At 70.3% G+C, this 17580-nt stretch carries 16 protein-coding genes and 1 pseudogene; 6 read left to right on the top strand and 11 right to left on the bottom strand.

Features of this window, described 5'->3' with window-relative positions:
* Nucleotides 1-7: 7 nt before the first annotated feature.
* The 3 genes from ACIPC1_RS26785 to ACIPC1_RS26775 all read right to left on the bottom strand — a co-directional run bounded on the left by ACIPC1_RS26785 (nt 8) and on the right by ACIPC1_RS26775 (nt 2302).
* Nucleotides 8-511 (bottom strand): GNAT family N-acetyltransferase, encoded by a 504-nt coding sequence (locus ACIPC1_RS26785; RefSeq protein WP_402521152.1) that lies wholly within the window; start codon nt 509-511, stop codon nt 8-10.
* Nucleotides 512-557: 46 nt separating this feature from the next.
* Entirely contained in the window at nt 558-1064 is a 507-nt protein-coding gene (locus ACIPC1_RS26780; protein ID WP_402521150.1) for an RNA polymerase sigma factor, read from the bottom strand.
* A 74-nt stretch (nt 1065-1138) separates the two neighbouring features.
* Nucleotides 1139-2302 carry a glycerophosphodiester phosphodiesterase gene (locus ACIPC1_RS26775; RefSeq protein WP_402521148.1) on the bottom strand — a complete coding sequence of 388 codons (1164 nt, stop codon included), beginning with the start codon at nt 2300-2302 and terminating at the stop codon, nt 1139-1141.
* A gap of 421 nt (nt 2303-2723) precedes the next feature.
* On the opposite strand from ACIPC1_RS26775, the gene ACIPC1_RS26770 reads away from it, so the two are divergent.
* Nucleotides 2724-3395, top strand: coding sequence for a lysophospholipid acyltransferase family protein (locus ACIPC1_RS26770; RefSeq protein ID WP_402521146.1), 672 nt, complete (start codon nt 2724-2726; stop codon nt 3393-3395).
* An 84-nt stretch (nt 3396-3479) separates the two neighbouring features.
* Here the strand turns inward: ACIPC1_RS26770 and ACIPC1_RS26765 are convergent.
* The 6 genes and pseudogenes from ACIPC1_RS26765 to ACIPC1_RS26740 all read right to left on the bottom strand — a co-directional run.
* Nucleotides 3480-3716: pseudogene (locus tag ACIPC1_RS26765) on the bottom strand (ATP-binding protein); the annotation flags it as partial.
* A 58-nt stretch (nt 3717-3774) separates the two neighbouring features.
* Entirely contained in the window at nt 3775-5307 is a 1533-nt protein-coding gene (locus ACIPC1_RS26760; RefSeq protein WP_402521144.1) for an MFS transporter, read from the bottom strand.
* Between the two features lie 75 nt (nt 5308-5382).
* Complete coding sequence (locus tag ACIPC1_RS26755) at nt 5383-5964, bottom strand: TetR/AcrR family transcriptional regulator (RefSeq protein WP_384380176.1); 582 nt, start codon at nt 5962-5964, stop codon at nt 5383-5385.
* Between the two features lie 98 nt (nt 5965-6062).
* Nucleotides 6063-7034 carry an aldo/keto reductase gene (locus tag ACIPC1_RS26750; protein ID WP_402521141.1) on the bottom strand — a complete coding sequence of 324 codons (972 nt, stop codon included), beginning with the start codon at nt 7032-7034 and terminating at the stop codon, nt 6063-6065.
* Nucleotides 7035-7178: 144 nt separating this feature from the next.
* On the bottom strand, nt 7179-8612 hold the full coding sequence (argH, locus tag ACIPC1_RS26745) for an argininosuccinate lyase (protein WP_402521139.1): 1434 nt from the start codon (nt 8610-8612) through the stop codon (nt 7179-7181).
* 132 nt (nt 8613-8744) lie between these two features.
* On the bottom strand, nt 8745-9941 hold the full coding sequence (locus tag ACIPC1_RS26740) for an argininosuccinate synthase (RefSeq protein ID WP_402521137.1): 1197 nt from the start codon (nt 9939-9941) through the stop codon (nt 8745-8747).
* A 133-nt stretch (nt 9942-10074) separates the two neighbouring features.
* On the opposite strand from ACIPC1_RS26740, the gene ACIPC1_RS26735 reads away from it, so the two are divergent.
* Together ACIPC1_RS26735 and ACIPC1_RS26730 are read left to right on the top strand one after the other, a co-directional pair.
* A complete protein-coding gene (locus tag ACIPC1_RS26735) occupies nt 10075-10662 on the top strand; it encodes a pyridoxamine 5'-phosphate oxidase family protein (protein WP_402521135.1) in 588 nt (195 codons plus the stop codon).
* 89 nt (nt 10663-10751) lie between these two features.
* Nucleotides 10752-11453, top strand: a complete 702-nt coding sequence (locus tag ACIPC1_RS26730) for a L,D-transpeptidase (protein ID WP_402521133.1) — start codon at nt 10752-10754, stop codon at nt 11451-11453.
* 39 nt (nt 11454-11492) lie between these two features.
* Here ACIPC1_RS26730 and ACIPC1_RS26725 read toward each other — a convergent pair whose 3' ends face one another.
* Both ACIPC1_RS26725 and ACIPC1_RS26720 read right to left on the bottom strand, forming a co-directional pair.
* The gene (locus ACIPC1_RS26725) at nt 11493-13049 is read right to left on the bottom strand and encodes an ATP-binding protein (RefSeq protein WP_402521131.1); all 1557 of its coding nucleotides are present in this window, start codon (nt 13047-13049) and stop codon (nt 11493-11495) included.
* 128 nt (nt 13050-13177) lie between these two features.
* Nucleotides 13178-13921 carry a response regulator transcription factor gene (locus ACIPC1_RS26720; protein ID WP_402521129.1) on the bottom strand — a complete coding sequence of 248 codons (744 nt, stop codon included), beginning with the start codon at nt 13919-13921 and terminating at the stop codon, nt 13178-13180.
* Nucleotides 13922-14141: 220 nt separating this feature from the next.
* Here ACIPC1_RS26720 and ACIPC1_RS26715 point away from each other — a divergent pair, with 220 nt between their 5' ends.
* From ACIPC1_RS26715 to ACIPC1_RS26705, 3 genes are all read left to right on the top strand, one after another.
* Nucleotides 14142-15494, top strand: a complete 1353-nt coding sequence (locus tag ACIPC1_RS26715; protein ID WP_402521127.1) for a ferric reductase-like transmembrane domain-containing protein — start codon at nt 14142-14144, stop codon at nt 15492-15494.
* 149 nt (nt 15495-15643) lie between these two features.
* The gene (locus tag ACIPC1_RS26710) at nt 15644-16099 is read left to right on the top strand and encodes an FMN-binding protein (protein WP_402521124.1); all 456 of its coding nucleotides are present in this window, start codon (nt 15644-15646) and stop codon (nt 16097-16099) included.
* A gap of 125 nt (nt 16100-16224) precedes the next feature.
* On the top strand, nt 16225-17562 hold the full coding sequence (locus tag ACIPC1_RS26705) for a ferric reductase-like transmembrane domain-containing protein (protein ID WP_402521439.1): 1338 nt from the start codon (nt 16225-16227) through the stop codon (nt 17560-17562).
* The last annotated feature ends 18 nt before the right edge of the window (nt 17563-17580 follow it).

Raw genomic sequence — 17580 nt, 5'->3', positions numbered from 1 at the left:
GTAACTTCTAAGCGCTGGCCACGAACGCGCCCGCGTGTGCGCCCTTCGCCAGGGTCACCAGTGTGAGCCGCTCGTCGACGCGCTCCGTGGAGATCTGTGCGTAGCCGTGCTTGCGGTACAACCGCAGGTTGTGGTCGCTGCGGTGGCCGGTGAAGAGCTCGAAGGACTTGGCCGATCCGTCCGCGCCGAGCTTGGCCTCGATCGCGGCGAGCAGCCGTCCGCCCAGCCCGTGGCGCTGCATGCGCGGGTGGACGATGAGCTTGTTGATGCGGGCGGTGCCCTCGGCGTCCACGGCGCCGCGGACCGAGGCCACCACCTCGTCGCCGAGCCGGGCCACCAGGACCGTGCCTCCGGCGAGCTCGGCCCTGAGGGAGTCGAGCGGCTGGGTGAGCGGCTCGATGCCGTAGTCGCCGTACAGCTGGGCCTCGCTCTGGTAGCAGAGGTACTGCAGCTTGAGGATCTGCTCGGCGTCCTGTGTGGTCGCCGCCGAGATGGTCACGCTCATGCCCATGTGTGCACGCCTCCCGCTCACCTGTTCCACCGGTCGTCCCTCACTCCTATCCCCGCGGTTCTCCGGCCGCAACCTCCGGTGTCAGCAATCGACGCAGACATCCCAGACATCGGGAACGTTCCGGGCCCAGGCTGCCCTGTGAGATACCCAACTCCCCGGCGATCTCCCGGTAGGTGAGGTCCTTCGGGGAGAGCAGCGCCGCCAGCAGGCTCGGGCAGCGGCCGGGCAGGCGGCGTACCGCGTCATGCAGCGCGCGATGGCGGGCGGCGGTCATCGCCTGCTGTTCGGGTCCCGCGCCACAGTCGTCGGCGGGATCGGCGGCGTACGGCCGTTCGATGCGGGCCGTACGGCGGCTGCGGCGGGCCTCCGAGCGGACGGCTCGGCGCAGCCAGCCCTGCGGGTCGACGGGTGGGCCGTCCGTGTCGAGGCGCTCCAGGAGGCGCAGCCAGACGGCCTGTTCCAGGTCGCCCTGTTCGGCGCCGGACGCATATGCCTCGGCCGAGGCCTCGGCGGCGAGCAGTGGGCGCAGCGTGGCAACCATGTCCTGTGTCATATGCGGAACGACGCGGCCGCCCCGGCGGGTGGTTGCCGGGGCGGCCGTCTGTCACCCCAACCGGGGTGGTGGGGTCAGCCGTTGACGAAGTCCGCGCGGGCGAGCACCGCGGTGTCCGCGTTGTCGGAGAAGACGCCGTCGATGCCCGTCTCGAAGTAGACCTGGAAGACGCCGAACACGTCGCCGTAGGCGTCCGCGTCGGTGCCCTTGCGGTAGGCCGGCGGCAGGAAGGGGTTCTCGTTGCGCATGGTGTAGGGGTGCAGGATCAGGCCCTGCGCGTGCGCGTCCCTGACCAGGGTGGTCGGCTTGGTGAAGTCGCCGTTCGCGTCCTTCGGGATGATCAGGTTGACCGTGGGGCCGATTCCCTGGGCGTAGGAGGCGATCTCCTTGAGGCCCTTGGGGGTGACGAGGTCGGCGACGGTGCGCGGGTCGCCGGTCGTGACGAAGTCCCAGGGCCGGGTGTTCGCCGCGTCGAGCAGGACCGCGAGCGGGTTGTCGACGAGCTTGTTCATGCGCTGGAGGCTGGTCGGCTCGAAGGACTGGATGATGACCGGCGAGTTCTTCTTGTCCTTGCCCGCCTTGCGCAGCAGCTTGGCGAGCTTCACCTCCGTGTCGAGGCCGAGCGCCCGGAAGTAGGTGGGGTGCTTGATCTCCGGGTAGATCCAGACCTGCTTGCCGCGCTTGCGGGTCTGCTCGTCCTGCCACTTGAGCACCTCTTCGAACGTGGGGATCTCCCAGCGTCCGTTGTAGAGGGTGTTGTGCGGACGGTTGGCGGGGATGCGCTCGATCGCCCGCAGGGTCTTCAGTTCGGCGAGTGTGAAGTCCTCGGTGAACCAGCCGGTGGTGGCAACCCCGTCAAGGCTCTTCGTGGTCTTGCGGCCGGCGAACTCGGGGTGATCCGCGACGTCCGTGGTGCCGCCGATCTCCGGCTCGTGACGGCAGACGAGGTGACCGTCCTTGGTGGGCACCAGGTCGCCCGCCTCGACGACGTCCGCGCCGAGGTCGAGGGCCAGTTGGTAGGACCCGAAGGTGTGCTCCGGCCGGTAGCCGCTGGCCCCACGGTGTCCGATGATCGTCGGCTTCGGCAGACTCTGGTAGCCGCCGTCCGACTTCTGCGCGTCCGCTCGGGCCACGCCGGGCAGCCCGAGGACCGCGCCGCCCGCTCCCAGCACAGCGGCTCCGAGCAGGGTCCGCCGTGCGGCGCCCCGCTCTTGTCCGTTCGACTCCTGCGCTCCCATTTACTGCTCCCGCTGTTGTGCCCCCGCACTGTCAAAGCGGTTCGATCGTAAGTTCTCTTGTGTGACGGGAGGGAGACCTGTGGCGTAACACGCGGGTACCCGTGGATGTCGTACGGAACGAGCAGGGTGATGGCACGTCGGCTTTGAATCCGCTGTGCGGGGTACGCGCAGTGCAGTGGCACGGCGAGCGGTCGCAGACGGTCAGCCGGTGCGGCGCGGCGGGCGTGCGGGGGTGCCGGGCGCGAGATAGGTCACATCGTCACGCCCCCGCGACAGCCGCTCACCGGCAGGCCACCGCAGGTAAACGTACGTCAACACTGCGTATCCACTCGGTGAACCCGATGTGCAATACCCCTGGGGCCGCGAGTATCGTCCTCACCTGCACATACACATACCGAATCCCTTGACACCGGAGGGCCCGTTGTCCCGCTTCGCGCTCATCAAGGCAGTGCTCGGACCGATCATGCGCCTGATGTTCCGCCCACGGGTGGAGGGTGCGGAGAACATCCCGGGCGAAGGTCCGGTGATCCTTGCCGGCAACCACCTCACATTCATCGACTCGATGATCATGCCGCTGTTCTGCGACCGTCAGGTCTTCTTCATCGGCAAGGACGAGTACGTCACCGGCAAGGGCGTCAAGGGCCGTCTGATGGCCTGGTTCTTCACCGGCTGCGGCATGATCCCGGTCGACCGGGACGGCGGGCGCGGCGGTGTCGCGGCGCTGATGACCGGCCGCCGGGTGCTGGAGGAGGGCAAGGTCTTCAGCATCTACCCGGAAGGCACCCGCTCCCCCGACGGCCGGCTCTACCGGGGCCGTACGGGGATCGCCCGGCTGGCGATGATGACCGGTGCGCCGATCGTCCCGTTCGCCATCATCGGCACGGACAAGATCCAGCCCGGCGGCTCCGGCTTCCCACGCCCGGGACGGGTCACGGTCCGTTTCGGTGAGGCGATGGAGTTCTCTCGGTACGAGGGGATGGACCGCGACCGCTATGTCCTGCGGGCCGTGACGGACTCGGTGATGACCGAGGTCATGCGGCTGTCGGGTCAGGAGTATGTGGACATGTACGCCACGAAGGCCAAAGCCGCGTAACCGTACTTCCTCAGACGGCGGGCTGCTCCTCGGGCGGCCCGCCGTTCGGGCGTTCGGGCGTTCGACACCAGGGGTGGGGAACCACGGGACGAACGTGGAGCCCTCCCCCATCCGGGCCCGGGAGAACAACTTCACCTGTCCGGCGTGCGACTCCACGACCTGCCGGACGATCGCGAGGCCGAGGCCGGCGTGCCGGTCGCGCCCGCCGCCGTTGCCCTTCGCGCGGCAGAACCGGTCGAAGACACCGGCCTGGTAGTCGTCGAGGATGCCGGCCCCTCGTCCCGAGTTGGCCCACGTCTCGTAGGCGACGGCCGACTCCACCTCCTGGGCCTTCCGGGCTCCTCGATGTTTCCCGGGCCGACCTGAAAGCCCGCTCCGCTTACGGGTGTTCGGCGCTGTCCTCCAGCTTCTGGCCGCGCAGCAGGAACCACGCCGCCACCGCCGTGACGAGCAGCACGACCGCGCCGATGCCCGCGGCGAGCGTGAGACCGTCGACGAAGGCGGTGCGGGCCGAGTCCATCAGGGCAGCCGCGGTGTCCGCCGGCAGCCCGGCCGCCGACTCGACGGCGCCGCCGAGGGACTCGTGAGCCTCGGCCGGTGTACCGGCGGGGCCGGTGAAGCCCGCATACACGCCGGTCACGATCGAGCCGAGGAGGGCGATACCGAGGGCGGCGCCGAGTTCGTACGCCGTCTCGGAGACCGCGGACGCGGCGCCCGCCTGCTCCTTGGGCACGCTGGAGAGGATCACATCGGCCGTGACGGTGAAGGAGAATCCCGCGCCGATACCGACGACCAGCAGCGCGGCGCCGAGCAGCGGATAGCCGGTGGACCCGCTCAGCAGGGTGAGGGCGGCGAGTGCCAGGCCGACCGCCGCGAGGCCACCGGCGACCACGGCGCGCACCGAGAAGCGCCGCGCGACCGTACCCGCGATCAGTCCTGCCGCCACCGCGCCTGCCGCGGCGGGCAGTTCGGCGAGGCCGGCCTCCAACGGGCCCCTTCCCTGCACGAGTTGCAGGTACTGCGAGAGGAAGAAGACCAGCCCGGACAGACCGAGGATGGTGAACAGGTCGGCGAGCACGGCTCCGGAGAAGCCCCGGTGCCGGAACAGCCGCATGTCCAACAGCGGCGAGGGCAGCGTGAGTTGACGTCGTACGAACCAATAGAGGGCGCCGGCGCCGAGCAGGCCCACCGTCACCGCCTGCCACTCGAAGCCGTGCGTGGCGGACTCCTTCACCGCGTACACGATGCCGATCATGCCGACGAGGGAGAGGCCGACGCTGGTCAGGTCCCACGGGCCGGGGTTCGGGGTGCGCGACTCGGGCAGCAGCTTGATGCCGACGAGGACGAGGACAACCATCACGGGCAGGTTGATCAGGAAGACCGAGCCCCACCAGAAGTGTTCGAGCAGGAAGCCGCCCACCACGGGGCCGACCGCCGTACCGGCGGAGGCGGTCGCGCCCCAGATGCCGATGGCGAGGCTGCGCTCGCGCGGGTCGTGGAAGAGGTTGCGGATCAGGGCGAGGGTGGCAGGCATCAGGGTCGCACCCGCGACACCGAGCAACGCCCGCGCCACGATCAGCAGTTCAGGCGTCGTCGCATAGGCGTTGAGCACGGATATCGCGCCGAACGCCGTGGCGCCGATCAGCAGCAACTTCTTACGGCCGATGCGGTCGCCGAGGCCGCCCATGGAGACGAGCAGGCCCGCGATCACGAAGGAGTAGACATCGCCGATCCACAGGAGCTGCGTCCCCGACGGCTTCAGGTCCTCGCTGATGTACGGGGTGGCCAGGCCGAGGACGGTCGCGTCGACGGCCACCAGCAGCACGGCCAGGACGAGGACGCAGAGCGCCAGCCAGCGGCCCGGGCGCTTCTCCACCTCCGCCACGGATACCGGCTGCAGGGTGCTGGTCATGATTCCTCTCTCCTTGGGGTCTGTCCGGTCCCCTTAGGGCCTGTCCGGCGGATCACGTTTTTCGGAGACGCGGGATTACAAGGCGCTCCTGTTTCCCTCCGGCCTGTTCCGCCGGACAGGCCCCAGTGCGCCGCCGAGCAGCAGTTCGACGGTCATGAACTGGAAGTCCTTGGCGGCCACGCGGCCGTCCATCACGGCCCAGGCGCCGGAGGCCATCAGCCCGTAGAGCGCCTCGGTGAGCCAGGCCGGGCTGAGGTCGATACGGAACTCGCCGTGCTCCTGGCCGCGCCGGAACAGGTCGCCGATGCGCTGGTCGAGACGGGCCCAGCCCTCGTGCTGCGCGTCGCCCTCGAAGAGCTGGTTCTCCGTGTAGAGGAAGGCGAGCAGGGCCGCGACGGGTTCGATCTCCGCCACCAGCCGCCGTACGGCTTCGCTCGCACTGCCCTCGTCGAGCAGGGCCGCGTCGAGGGCGGCGTCACACTCCCGGATGCCGAGCTCTTCGAGCGCCCGGACGAGTGCGTCCCGCCCCGCGAACTGGCGGTGCAGCGTGGCCCGGCTGATCCCGGCCGCCTTGGCGACCTCGTCCATGGTGGCGGTGGATTTCCGGGTGAGCAGGGCGGCTGCGCTGCGCAGCACATGTTCACGGTCGACGGCCATGAGACAACCATAACCCACATGAGACATACATGTCTCACCAGAGGCGGACGGGTCTCACCAGCCATGGCCCATCGAGGTACTCAGTGTTCTCAGCGCACTCAGTGCCAGGGCAGCTGCCCGCGCCGCTCCCAGTAGGCGGCCGGCTCCTCCGCCAGCGCGTCGAGCCTGTCCGGCTGGTCATCGCCCAGGTCGACGACCGCCGCGTGCAGGTTCGAGGTGAGCTGGTTGACCGTGGCCGCGCCGGAGAGGACGACTCCGGCCCAGGGCTGCCGCAGGACGAGCGCGAGGGCGACCGCGTCGGCGCCGAGCCCGGCCTCCCCCGCGATGTCCCGCAGAACGCCCGGCGCGTGCTCGCCCGCCAGGCGTCCGTTGGCCACGGCCTCCTTGACGATCACGGTGAGTCCGGCGTCGTGGGCCTCGGCGAGGGCGGGCGCAGCCGAGGTCTCAAGCGCGTTGTAGGTGGCCTGGACGGTACGGAAGAGCGGCTCGCCGTCGACCGTCACGGCGAGCGCGGCACGGATCGCGTCGGCCTGGGCGGGCCCACTGGTGGAGAACCCGATCGAGAGACCCTGGGCGGCGGCTTCGGCCAGCTTGGCGTGGAGTTCCTTGTCGGTGAGGGCCGGGCTGTCCGGGGTCACCGAGTGGATCTGGTAGAGGTCGAGCCGGTCGCCCAGCAGCCCGGCGGTCTCGGCACGCTGCCTCTGGTACGCGGCGAGGCTGTGGTCCTTGACCTCGTGCGCCTCGGCGTCGATGCGCCAGGCCGCCGTGTAGGTGTAGCCCCACTTGCTGCCGATCACGACGTCGTCGATGTCGGGCCGGCTGTGCAGCCAGTCGGCAAGGAACTCCTCGGAGCGGCCGTACGAGCGGGCCGCGTCGAAGTAGCGCACGCCCTGGGCATGAGCGGCGTCAAGGAGTTCGTGAGTGCGGGCGCGAAGCGTGTCGACGCTGCGGTTCTCACCGAGGTCGCGGTCTCGGTCGAGGGTGATGTAGCCGGGGCGGCCGACCGCCGCGAGGCCCAGGCCGATGTGGGCGGTGGGGGTCGTAGCGGTGGCCAGTCGGGCGAAGGGCATCGCGGGCTCCGTTCGGTCGGCTTCGACCAACGTAACCCGCGATGCCCTTCGCCTCCGCTTCAGAGCTCGGTTCCTACCGTGCTTCGGCGGGTGCGGGAGCGGCGTCCCACGGCACCCGGTCGCACAACCCCGCGCCCGTCACGGTCACCGCTTGTTCTTGGCCGTGGCCCATTCGTGCTGGGCCGCCACGTCCCGCTTCACCTCGGCCAGCTGGATCGCCACCGCACTCGGCGCCGTACCGCCGCGGCCGTTGCGGGAGGCGAGGGCGCCGTGGACGTTGAGGACACTCCGCACCTCCGGCGTCAGATGCGCCGAGATCTTCGCGAACTGCTCGTCGGTCAGGCCGTCCAGCTCGATGCCCTCGGCCTCGGCGACCTTCACGCACTCGCCCGCGACCTCGTGTGCGACGCGGAACGGCACGCCCTGCTTGACCAGCCACTCGGCGATGTCGGTGGCGAGCGAGAAGCCGGCCGGGGCCAGCTCCTCCATGCGCTCGCGGTGGACGGTCAGGGTCGCCATCATGCCGGTGAAGGCGGGGAGCAGGACCTCCAGCTGGTCGCAGGAGTCGAAGACCGGCTCCTTGTCCTCCTGGAGATCGCGGTTGTACGCGAGCGGGAGGGCCTTGAGGGTCGCCATCAGGCCGGTCAGGTTGCCGATGAGACGGCCGCTCTTGCCGCGCGCCAGCTCCGCGATGTCCGGGTTCTTCTTCTGCGGCATGATCGACGAGCCGGTGGAGAACGCGTCGTGGAGGGTGACGAAGGAGAACTCCTTCGTGTTCCAGATGATGATCTCTTCGGCGATCCGGGAGAGGTTCACGCCGATCATCGCGGTGATGAAGGCGAACTCGGCGACGAAGTCACGGGAGGCCGTGCCGTCGATGGAGTTGGCCACGCTGCCGTGCTCGAAGCCGAGGTCCTTGGCGACCGACTCCGGGTCCAGGCCGAGAGACGAACCGGCCAGCGCACCTGAGCCGTACGGCGACACCGCCGTGCGCTCGTCCCACTGGCGCAGGCGCTCCGCGTCCCGGGACAGGGGCTGGACGTGGGCCAGGACATGGTGCGCGAACAGCACCGGCTGGGCGTGCTGGAGGTGGGTGCGGCCGGGCATCGCGACGTCCGGGTGGGCCTCCGCGAGGCCGATCAGCGCGTCCTGGAGATCGGCGATCAGGCCGCCGATGATCCGGGCGTGGTCGCGCAGGTACATCCGGAAGAGGGTCGCGACCTGGTCGTTGCGGGAGCGGCCGGCGCGGAGCTTGCCGCCGAGGTCGGGGCCGAGGATCTCCAACAGGCCGCGTTCCAGGGCCGTATGGACGTCCTCGTCGGCGATCGTGCCGACGAGGGAGCCGTCGGCGACGTCAGCCGCGAGCTGGTCGAGGCCCGCGAGCATGCGCGTCAGCTCGTCCTCCGTGAGCAGACCCGCCTTGTGCAGCACGCGCGCATGGGCACGCGACCCGGCGATGTCGTACGGCGCGAGCCGCCAGTCGAAATGGACCGACGCGGACAGCTTGGCCAGGGCCTCGGCGGGACCGTCGGCGAAACGGCCGCCCCAGAGCCGTACGTCACCGCTGTTGCTGCTCACTTGCGTTGCTCCTCAAAGCTGTTGATGTGCCACCGTCTCCGCACCGAGGGGTGAGGAGGCGGTCATCAGGCTAGTACGGGCGAGGACTGCGCCTGCGGATGCAGGCGGGACCTACGCCTGGTCCACGTCGGGCTATGCCCGCAATTGACGCTGTGCCGCGATCTTCGACGACAGGCTGTAGATGTCGATGAAGCCCTTGGCCGCGGCCTGGTCGAAGCTGTCGCCCGTGTCGTATGTCGCGAGGTTGAAGTCGTAGAGCGACGTCTCGGAGCGTCGGCCGGTGACGACGGCGCGGCCGCCGTGCAGCGTCATCCGGATGTCGCCGTTGACGTGCTCGTTGGCCTCGTTGATGAAGCCGTCCAGGGCACGCTTGAGCGGGGAGAACCACTGGCCGTCATAGACCAGTTCGCCCCAGCGCTGCTCCACCTGCCGCTTGTAGCGGGCGAGTTCGCGCTCGACGGTGACGTTCTCCAGCTCCTGGTGGGCGGTGATCAGGGCGATCGCACCTGGAGCCTCGTACACCTCACGGGACTTGATGCCCACGAGCCGGTCCTCGACCATGTCGATCCGGCCGATGCCCTGCGCGCCGGCGCGCTCGTTCAGCTGCTGGATGGCCCGTAGGACGGAGACGGGCCTGCCGTCGATCGCGACGGGGACGCCCGCCTTGAAGGAGATGACGACCTCGTCGGCCTCGCGGGCCTCGGCGGGATTCGAGGTGTACTCGTAGATGTCCTCGATCGGCGCGTTCCAGATGTCCTCGAGGAACCCCGTCTCGACGGCCCGCCCGAAGACGTTCTGGTCGATGGAGTACGGGGACTTCTTGGAGGTGGCGATCGGGAGCTGCTTCTCCTCGCAGAAGGCGATCGCCTTGTCCCGGGTCATCGCGTAGTCGCGGACCGGGGCGATGCACCGGAGGTCGGGGGCGAGGGCGACGATGCCGGCCTCGAAGCGGACCTGGTCGTTGCCCTTGCCGGTGCAGCCGTGCGCGACCGTGGTGGCGCCGTGCTTCTGGGCGGCGGCGACGAGGTGCTTGACGATCGTCGGCCGGGAGAGCGCGGAGACCAGCGGGTAGCGGTCCATGTAGAGGGCGTTGGCCTTGATCGCCGGGAGGCAGTACTCCTCGGCGAACTCGTCCTTGGCCTCCGCGACCTCGGCCTCGACGGCGCCGCAGGCGAGCGCACGCTTGCGGATGACGTCCAGGTCCTCGCCGCCCTGGCCGACGTCCACCGCGACGGCGATGACCTCGGCGCCCGTCTCCTCGGCGATCCAGCCGATGGCGACTGAGGTGTCCAGACCGCCTGAGTAGGCGAGTACGACGCGCTCGGCCACGGGGTTTCTCCTCACAGTGCATTCGCTGGCATGCATGAGTATGCAGTGCTCTGCATGATTCGTCAATCCGACGACTCGGGGAACTCTGCAATTCCTTAGACAAAGTAAGGAACTTGTCCAATAATCGTTAGACATGGGAAAGACTTACGAGCGCATTGACGGCCGACTGCGTACCTTCATCGAGGCGCAGCCCCTCTTCTTCACCGCGACCGCGCCCCTGTCGGGGGACGGCACGATCAACCTCTCCCCCAAGGGACTCACCGGCTCCTTCGCGGTGCTCGACGAACTGACCGTGGCGTACCTGGACTTCGCGGGAAGCAACGCCGAGACGATCGCCCACCTACGGGAGAACCGCCGGATCACCCTCATGTGGTGCGCCTTCCAGGGGCCGCCGAACATCGTCCGCGTGCACGGCCACGGCGAGCCCGTCTTCCGTGACGACCCACGCTTCACGGAACTGCTCGCCCACTTCCCGGACATCGACCCGACCCCGCACGGGCTGCGCGCGATCATCGTCGTGACGGCCGACCTCATCCGTGACACCTGCGGATACGCGGTGCCCTTCATGTCGTACGACGAGGACCGCGACCTGCACGCCAAGCGCTTCACGCGCGAGGACGACGCCTCGCTCGACGCGTACTTCGGGAAGAAGGAGCACATCGCGACGAGCATCGACGGCCTGCCCGGGCTCCCCCTGCCGCTGCCTCCCACCCCGGCCTGAGCCTGCACATCCCGTGCACACCGCCGGACACCGCCCGGTCGGCCCACCCCGGGCTGCCCCGACCGGCGCCTCCCCGTAACGTCCGCTCCATGCGTCGTCCCGGTGCCGCCGTTCTCCTCGCGTCCGTGTCCCTCCTCACCTTGGGCCTGGCCCCGAGCGGTCCGCCTCCGCTGCCCGGGCGGATGACGGACACCGGCGGCGGCACACAGCTCATCACCGCACAGGCCACGCGTACGTCCTCGACGACGGGGACCGTCACCTGGTGGGACCGGCGCGACGGGCGCTGGGTGAAGGCCGGTTCGGCAGCCGCGCGCTTCGGCGCCAAGGGGCTGGTCGAGGGCGGCGCGCGGAGACAGGGGACGAACACGACACCCACCGGTCTGTACGGCCTTCCGTACGCGTTCGGGATCGAGGCCGCGCCCGACGGCACCAAGGCCCCCTACCGGCGGGTCCACCGGAACTCCTGGTGGTGCCAGGACAACGACTCCCGCGCCTACAACCGGTGGACCGAGCCCCGCCCCGCCGACTGCCGCGCCGCCGAGTCCGAGCACCTGGTCTCGTACGCCACGCAGTACGCGCACGCCCTCGTCGTCGGGTTCAACTACGAGCGGCCGGTACGGGGGCGCGGCGCCGGCATCTTCCTGCATGTCAACGGGCGGGGAGCCACGGCTGGTTGCGTGTCGGTGCCCGCGGACGCGATGCGGCGGATCGTGCGGTGGGCCGATCCGGCGCGCGGGCCGCACATCGCGATCGGCACGGCGGGCGGGGCGACCGCGATCACTCGCTACTGAGCGGCGCCGGGGTCAGGACCGTTGATGGCCAAGGGTTGTTCATGGTTGCTCACGCTGTTCCCCGCGCCCGCCCCATGGGTCGCTCCTGGCGTCGGTCGGCAGCCGGACGGTGAACGTCGTCGCCCCCGGGCGGCTCTCCAGCGCCACTGTGCCGCCGTGGGCCGCGACCACCGCCGCCACGATCGACAGGCCGAGTCCCGCTCCGCCGCCCTCGCCCTCGCTGCGGCGGCGGTCCGCTCGGGTGAAGCGTTCGAAGACACCGGGCTGAACGTCCTCGGGTACTCCCGGGCCGTCGTCGCGAACCGTCAGGACGGCCGTAGCGGCGTCAGCTGTCAGTGACACCGTCACCCTGGCGCCAACAGGCGTGTGCAAACGGGCGTTGGCCAACAGGTTGGCCAACACCTGTTGGAGCCGGTGCGCGTCGCCGGTCACCGTCACCGGCTCCTCCGCCAGCTCCAGGGTCCAGCGGTGATCAGGGCCGGCGGCCCGCGCGTCCGTGACCGAGTCGAGGACGAGACGGGTGAGGTCGACGGAGCGCCGCTCCAGCGGGCGGCCCGCGTCAAGGCGGGCGAGGAGCAGCAGATCGTCGACCATCTCGCCCATCCGCGCCGACTCGGCGGCGATCCGCTCCAGGGCGCGGGTCACCTCGGGAGGCACCGGGCCGGGGTGCAGCAGGGCCAGTTCGGCGTGCCCCCGGACCGAGGCGACCGGCGTGCGCAGCTCATGGCTGGCGTCGGCGGCGAAGCTGCGCAGCCGTTCCTCGCTCGCGTGCCGCTTGGTCAGCGCGTCCTCGACATGGCCGAGCATCCGGTTGAAGGCGCCGGCGACCTGGCCCACCTCGCTGCGCGGGTCGGACTCGGGCGCACGCGGCGGCAGTGCCACCTCACCGCTGGCGAGGGGGAGTTCGCTGACCCGCGTCGCGGTCGCGGCGACCCGGCTCAGCGGCCGCAGCGACCAGCGCACCCACAGCGCTCCGGCGACTCCGGTGACCGCGAGGGCGGCGCCGAAGACGCAGGCGGCGACCAGTTCGAGGCGGTGCACGGCGGCCTCTACCGGTTCCAGGGGGAGCCCGGTGATCAGTACGTCACCGTCCTGACCGTGCCACGCCGTCAGCCGGTAGGAGCCGAGCGCGGAGAGGCGCACGCTGTGTCCACCGCTGTCGACCGGCACCGCGGCGAGGGCCTTCCGGTCGGTGGCGGTCAGCACCACGTTCAGGTCGGTGGGGTCGGTGCCGGCGCGGACGACGGCTTCGTTGGTGACGGTCCCGTCGAGCAGGCGGGCGCCGAAGGTGCCGGTGGCCTGGCGGCGGGTGTCGCCGTACTCGTCACCGTCGTGGTCGGAGGGCTTGACGCTGCTGCCGTGCTCCAGACTCGCGGGGAAGCTGGCGCCCGCGTCCCGCAACTGCTGGTCCAGACGTCCCGTGAGGAACCCATCCAGTTCGAGCACGGCGGCCACCCCGACGGCGGCGCAGCTGACGGCGAGCAGCACCACGAGCCCCGCGGTGAGCCGGGCCCGGAGCGTGTGCGGGCGCGGCAACCGCAGCCCGCGCGACCCGCCACCTCGCGGGCGCCGGCCACGCAGCCGAAACCCTCGCATCCCACCCTCTCGCAGACGCCCGCCACGCAGCCGAAACCCGCGCGCCCAGCTCCCTGGGAACCAGCCCGCTCGCAGCCGGCCCGCCCGCAGCCGAGCCACCGGCCCCCGCACCCCCGCCCACCGCGCCCTCACCGGCCCACGACCGGTTTGAGGACGTACCCCGCGCCCCGCACCGTATGGATCATGGGCTCGCGGCCCGAGTCCACCTTCTTGCGCAGATAGGAGATGTAGAGCTCCACGACATGGGCCTGGCCGCCGAAGTCGTACGACCAGACGCGGTCGAGGATCTGGGCCTTGCTGAGCACCCTGCGCGGGTTGCGCATCAGATAGCGCAGCAGTTCGAACTCGGTCGGCGACAGTTCGATCAGATCGCCGCCGCGGGCCACCTCGCGGGCCTCCTCGTCCATCACGAGGTCCCCGACCACGAGCCGTGGTCCCTCGTCCAGCTGGCGGGCCATGCCCGCGCGGCGCAGCAGGCCGCGCAGCCGGGCGACGACCTCCTCCAGGCTGAACGGCTTCGTCACATAGTCGTCGCCGCCCGCGGTGATGCCGGTGATGCGGTCCTCGACGGCGTCCCGTGCGGTGAGGAAGAGGACGCAGACGTCGGGTTTCACGGCGTGCAGATCGCGCAGTACGGCGAAGCCGTCGGTGTCCGGGAGCATGACGTCGAGGACGACGGCATCGGGCAGCAGGCCGCGCGCCTCGGTGACGGCCGCTGCCCCGTCGCCCGCCGTCCGTACCTCCCAGCCCTCGTAGCGCAGGGCGCCGGAGAGGACCTCGGCCAGGTCCGGGTCATCGTCGACGACGAGGACGCGGACGGGGGTGCCGTCGGGACGGGTGAGCTCGGGGCGGCCGGAGCGGAGTGTGTTCATGGCTTCTCACAGCATCGCCCCTCGTCGGCCACGGTGCCGCCCGGTCAAGCTCTGAGTTTCCTCTGAGTGCACCGACACGGCTCGCGGCCGGTCACCCAGGTGTACGCGCCCCTCGTACGCCGCCCGCTCGGAGATGCGGACCGCCGGCGCCGCCCGCTCAGAGCCCGCTCAGAGGTGCGGACCGCACAGTTGTCTCCCGGACAGCCGAAAGGACGAGCACATGACCACCGTGTACGAACAGCGTGCGGCGCCTGCCGTGCCGCTGGAGGCACGCCGTTCCCCGGCCGGGCTGCTGCTGGCGCTGCTCTGGGCCGGTGCGCTCGCCGTGGTCGCGCTGTGGTGGGCGGACACCCGTTCGGTGGTCGGAGCGGCGGGCTGGCTGACAGACGGCGGGCGGATCGCCGGGCTGCTGTGCGGCTACGGCTGCGCGGTGCTCGTCGCTCTGATGGCCCGCGTCCCGCTCCTGGAGCGGCGGATCGGCTCGGACCGGGTGGCCCGCTGGCACGCCATGGCGGGGCGCTACACGATCTGTCTGCTGGTCGCGCACGTCACGCTGATCCTGTTCGGGTACGCCGCCCAGGACGGCAGCGGGATCGTGCACGAGCTGACGACCGTCGTCCTCACCTACCCGGAGATGCTGAAGGCCACGGCGGGCGCGCTGATCCTGGTCGCCGTCGGGATCCTGTCCGCGCGTGCGGTACGGCGCCGGGTGAGCCACGAGTTCTGGTACTACGTACACCTGCTCACGTACGCCGCCCTCTTCCTCTCCTTCGGCCATCAGCTCGCGCTGGGCGCCGACTTCACGGGCAACTCCCTTGCGCAGGCCGCCTGGTACGCGCTGTACCTGGGCGCCGCGGCGCTGGTTGTCTGGTTCCGGATCCTCACCCCGGTCCGGCTCAATCTGCGCCACCGACTGCGGGTGGAGTCGGTGCACCAAGAGACGTCCGACGTGTTCTCCGTCGTCGTACGCGGGCGGCACATCGATGAACTCCGGGCGCAGCCGGGGCAGTTCTTCCGCTGGCGATTCCTCGCGGAGGGGATGCGCTGGACCTCCTCGCCGTACTCGCTGTCGGCCCCGCCCCGACCCGACCTGCTGCGCATCACGGTCAAGGCGCTCGGCGGCCACAGCGCGTCCGTCCCGCTCCTGCGTCCCGGAACACGGGTGTGGGCGGAGGGCCCGTACGGCTCGCTGACCGCGGACCGGCGCAGCTCGCACAAGGTGCTCCTGATCGCGGCCGGGGTCGGCATCACTCCGCTGCGGGCCCTGTTCGAGACGCTGCCGGGTCAGGTCACGCTGCTCTACCGGGCACGGACGGCCGAAGACCTCGCACTCGGCGCCGAGTTGGAGGCCATCGCACGGTGGCGCGGGGCACGCGTGGTGTACGCGCTCAACGGCGCGGACGGCTCCCGGCCGCCCTTCACGGCCCAGACGCTGCGTGCGGCCGTCTCCGATGTCGGCGGGCACGACGTGTACGTGTGCGGGCCCGACGCCTTCGCACGGGACGTGTACCGGGCGTTGCGCGCGGCAGGTGTCCCTGACCGCCGCATCCACCACGAGTCGTTCGAGCTGTGAGCACCGTCGATCCCGTGAGGCGCAGGAGAGCTGTGAGCACCGTAGATCCATGAAGCGCGGGAGAGCTGTGAGCACCGTAGATCCGTGAAGCGCAGGAGAGCTATGAGCACCGTAGATCCCATGAAGCGCAGGAGAGTTGCGAGGACCCCGTGCACGCCCTGAACCGGAACCGCCCGCTGCGCCGTGTCGTGCTGGCGACCGCCGCCACCGTTTCCAGTGTCGTACTGCTGCTGTCGCTGAAGCCGCACAGCACGCCTGCCGTCGCCCTGCCCTCCAACAGTGGCGCGAGCACAACCGGAAGCAGCGGCAGCTCCGTTACCGGCACCACCACCGGAACGCTCACCGGCACCACCGTGCAGACCCGCTACGGGCCCGTGCAGGTCCGCGTCACCCTGAAGAGCGGCAAGATCACCGACGTCACGGCCGTCTCCTATCCCCAGGACAACCCGAGGGATCAGCAGATCAACAGCTACGCGATACCTCAGCTCAAAAGGGAGGCGATCACCGCGCAGAGCGCCAACATCGACACGGTGTCCGGTGCCACTTACACGAGCGACGGTTACCGCCAGTCCCTCCAGTCCGCACTGGACTCGGCAACCGGTTGAACACACAGCGCTCGGGCCACGTACCTCTGGGCCAAGGGGGCCCCTCCCCTTTCCCCGTCCCCACGGACGACCACGGAGGAACCGTGTCCACGATCGCCGGTGGCCGCGCCGCGCGGCGCCAGACCATGCGCCGCATCCGCCCTCGCCGCTCCCCCGCCGTCCTGCTGCTGCTCGCTGTCTGGGCGGGTGCGGCCGGGGTCATCTGGCTGTGGTGGAGCAACACGCCGTCCATCGCGGACCACACCAGCCAGATGATCAACGCGGGCCGGATCACAGGCTTGTTGGCCGGGTACTTCATGGCCCTCGTGGTGCTGCAGATGGCCCGGGTGCCCGCCCTGGAGCGCCGGGTGGGCTCCGACCGGGTGGCCCGGTGGCATGCGATGAGCGGCCGCTACACGATCTCTCTGGTCGTCGCCCATCTCGTGCTGACGATGTACGGCTACGCGCTCCAGTCCGGCCGGACCTTCGGCGACATCGTCCAGCAGACCATCGACTCGGTCAACCAACTGCCCGACATGGGCAAGGCCGCCATCGGCACCGGCCTGTTGTTCCTCATCGGCCTGCTCTCCATCGGCCCGGTGCGCCGCAGGATGCCGTACGACACCTGGTACCACATCCATCTGCTCACCTACGCCGCCGTGTACCTGTCGTTCTGGCACCAGCTGTCCACCGGCAACGACTTCGCCGTCCAGCCCACCGCGAAGACGGCCTGGTACGCGCTGTACGGGACGGTGACCGCGCTGATGATCTGGTACCGGGTGATCGTGCCGGTCCGGCTGAACATGCGGCACCGGATGCGGGTCAAAGCCGTGATCGAGGAGGCGCCGGGGATCGTGTCGGTGCTGATCAGCGGGCGGAAGCTGCACCGGATGGGTGCCGAGGCCGGGCAGTTCTTCCGCTGGCGCTTCATGGCGCCGGGGATGCGGCTCAGCTCCCACCCGTACTCGCTGTCGGCGGCGCCCCGCCCCACCATGCTGCGCATCACCGTGAAGGCGATCGGCGACCACAGCGCCGCGCTGCGCGAGCTGGAGCCCGGCACCCGGGTCTGGGCCGAGGGCCCGTACGGCGCGCTGACGGCGTCCAAGCGCAGCCGCGGAAAGGTCCTGCTGGTGGCCGGCGGCGTCGGCATCACGCCGATGCGGGCACTGTTCGAGACACTGCCCGGCGCCTCCGGAGACCTGACGCTCCTCTACCGGGCCAACAGCACCCAGGACCTGGCGCTGTGGGACGAGCTCGCGTCCATCTCCAAGGAGCGTGGGGCCCGCCTGATGTACGCGGTGAACAGCCCCGACGGGGCGCGCCCGGACATCTCGCCGGACAGCCTGCGCCGCAAGCTGCCGGACATCGAGAACCATGACGTCTTCATGTGCGGGCCGCCCGGCTTCGCGCAGCAGGTGTACGAAGCACTGCGCGGCGCGGGAGTCCCCGCCCGCCGTATCCATCACGAGTCGTTCGAGATGTGAGCGACGGGAGTCAGGAGC

The sequence above is a fragment of the Streptomyces sp. NPDC087263 genome (assembly GCF_044744645.1).
Lineage (GTDB): Bacteria > Actinomycetota > Actinomycetes > Streptomycetales > Streptomycetaceae > Streptomyces.
The sequence above is the reverse complement of the archived record's forward strand: the minus strand, read 5'-3'. Positions and strand labels throughout refer to the sequence as shown.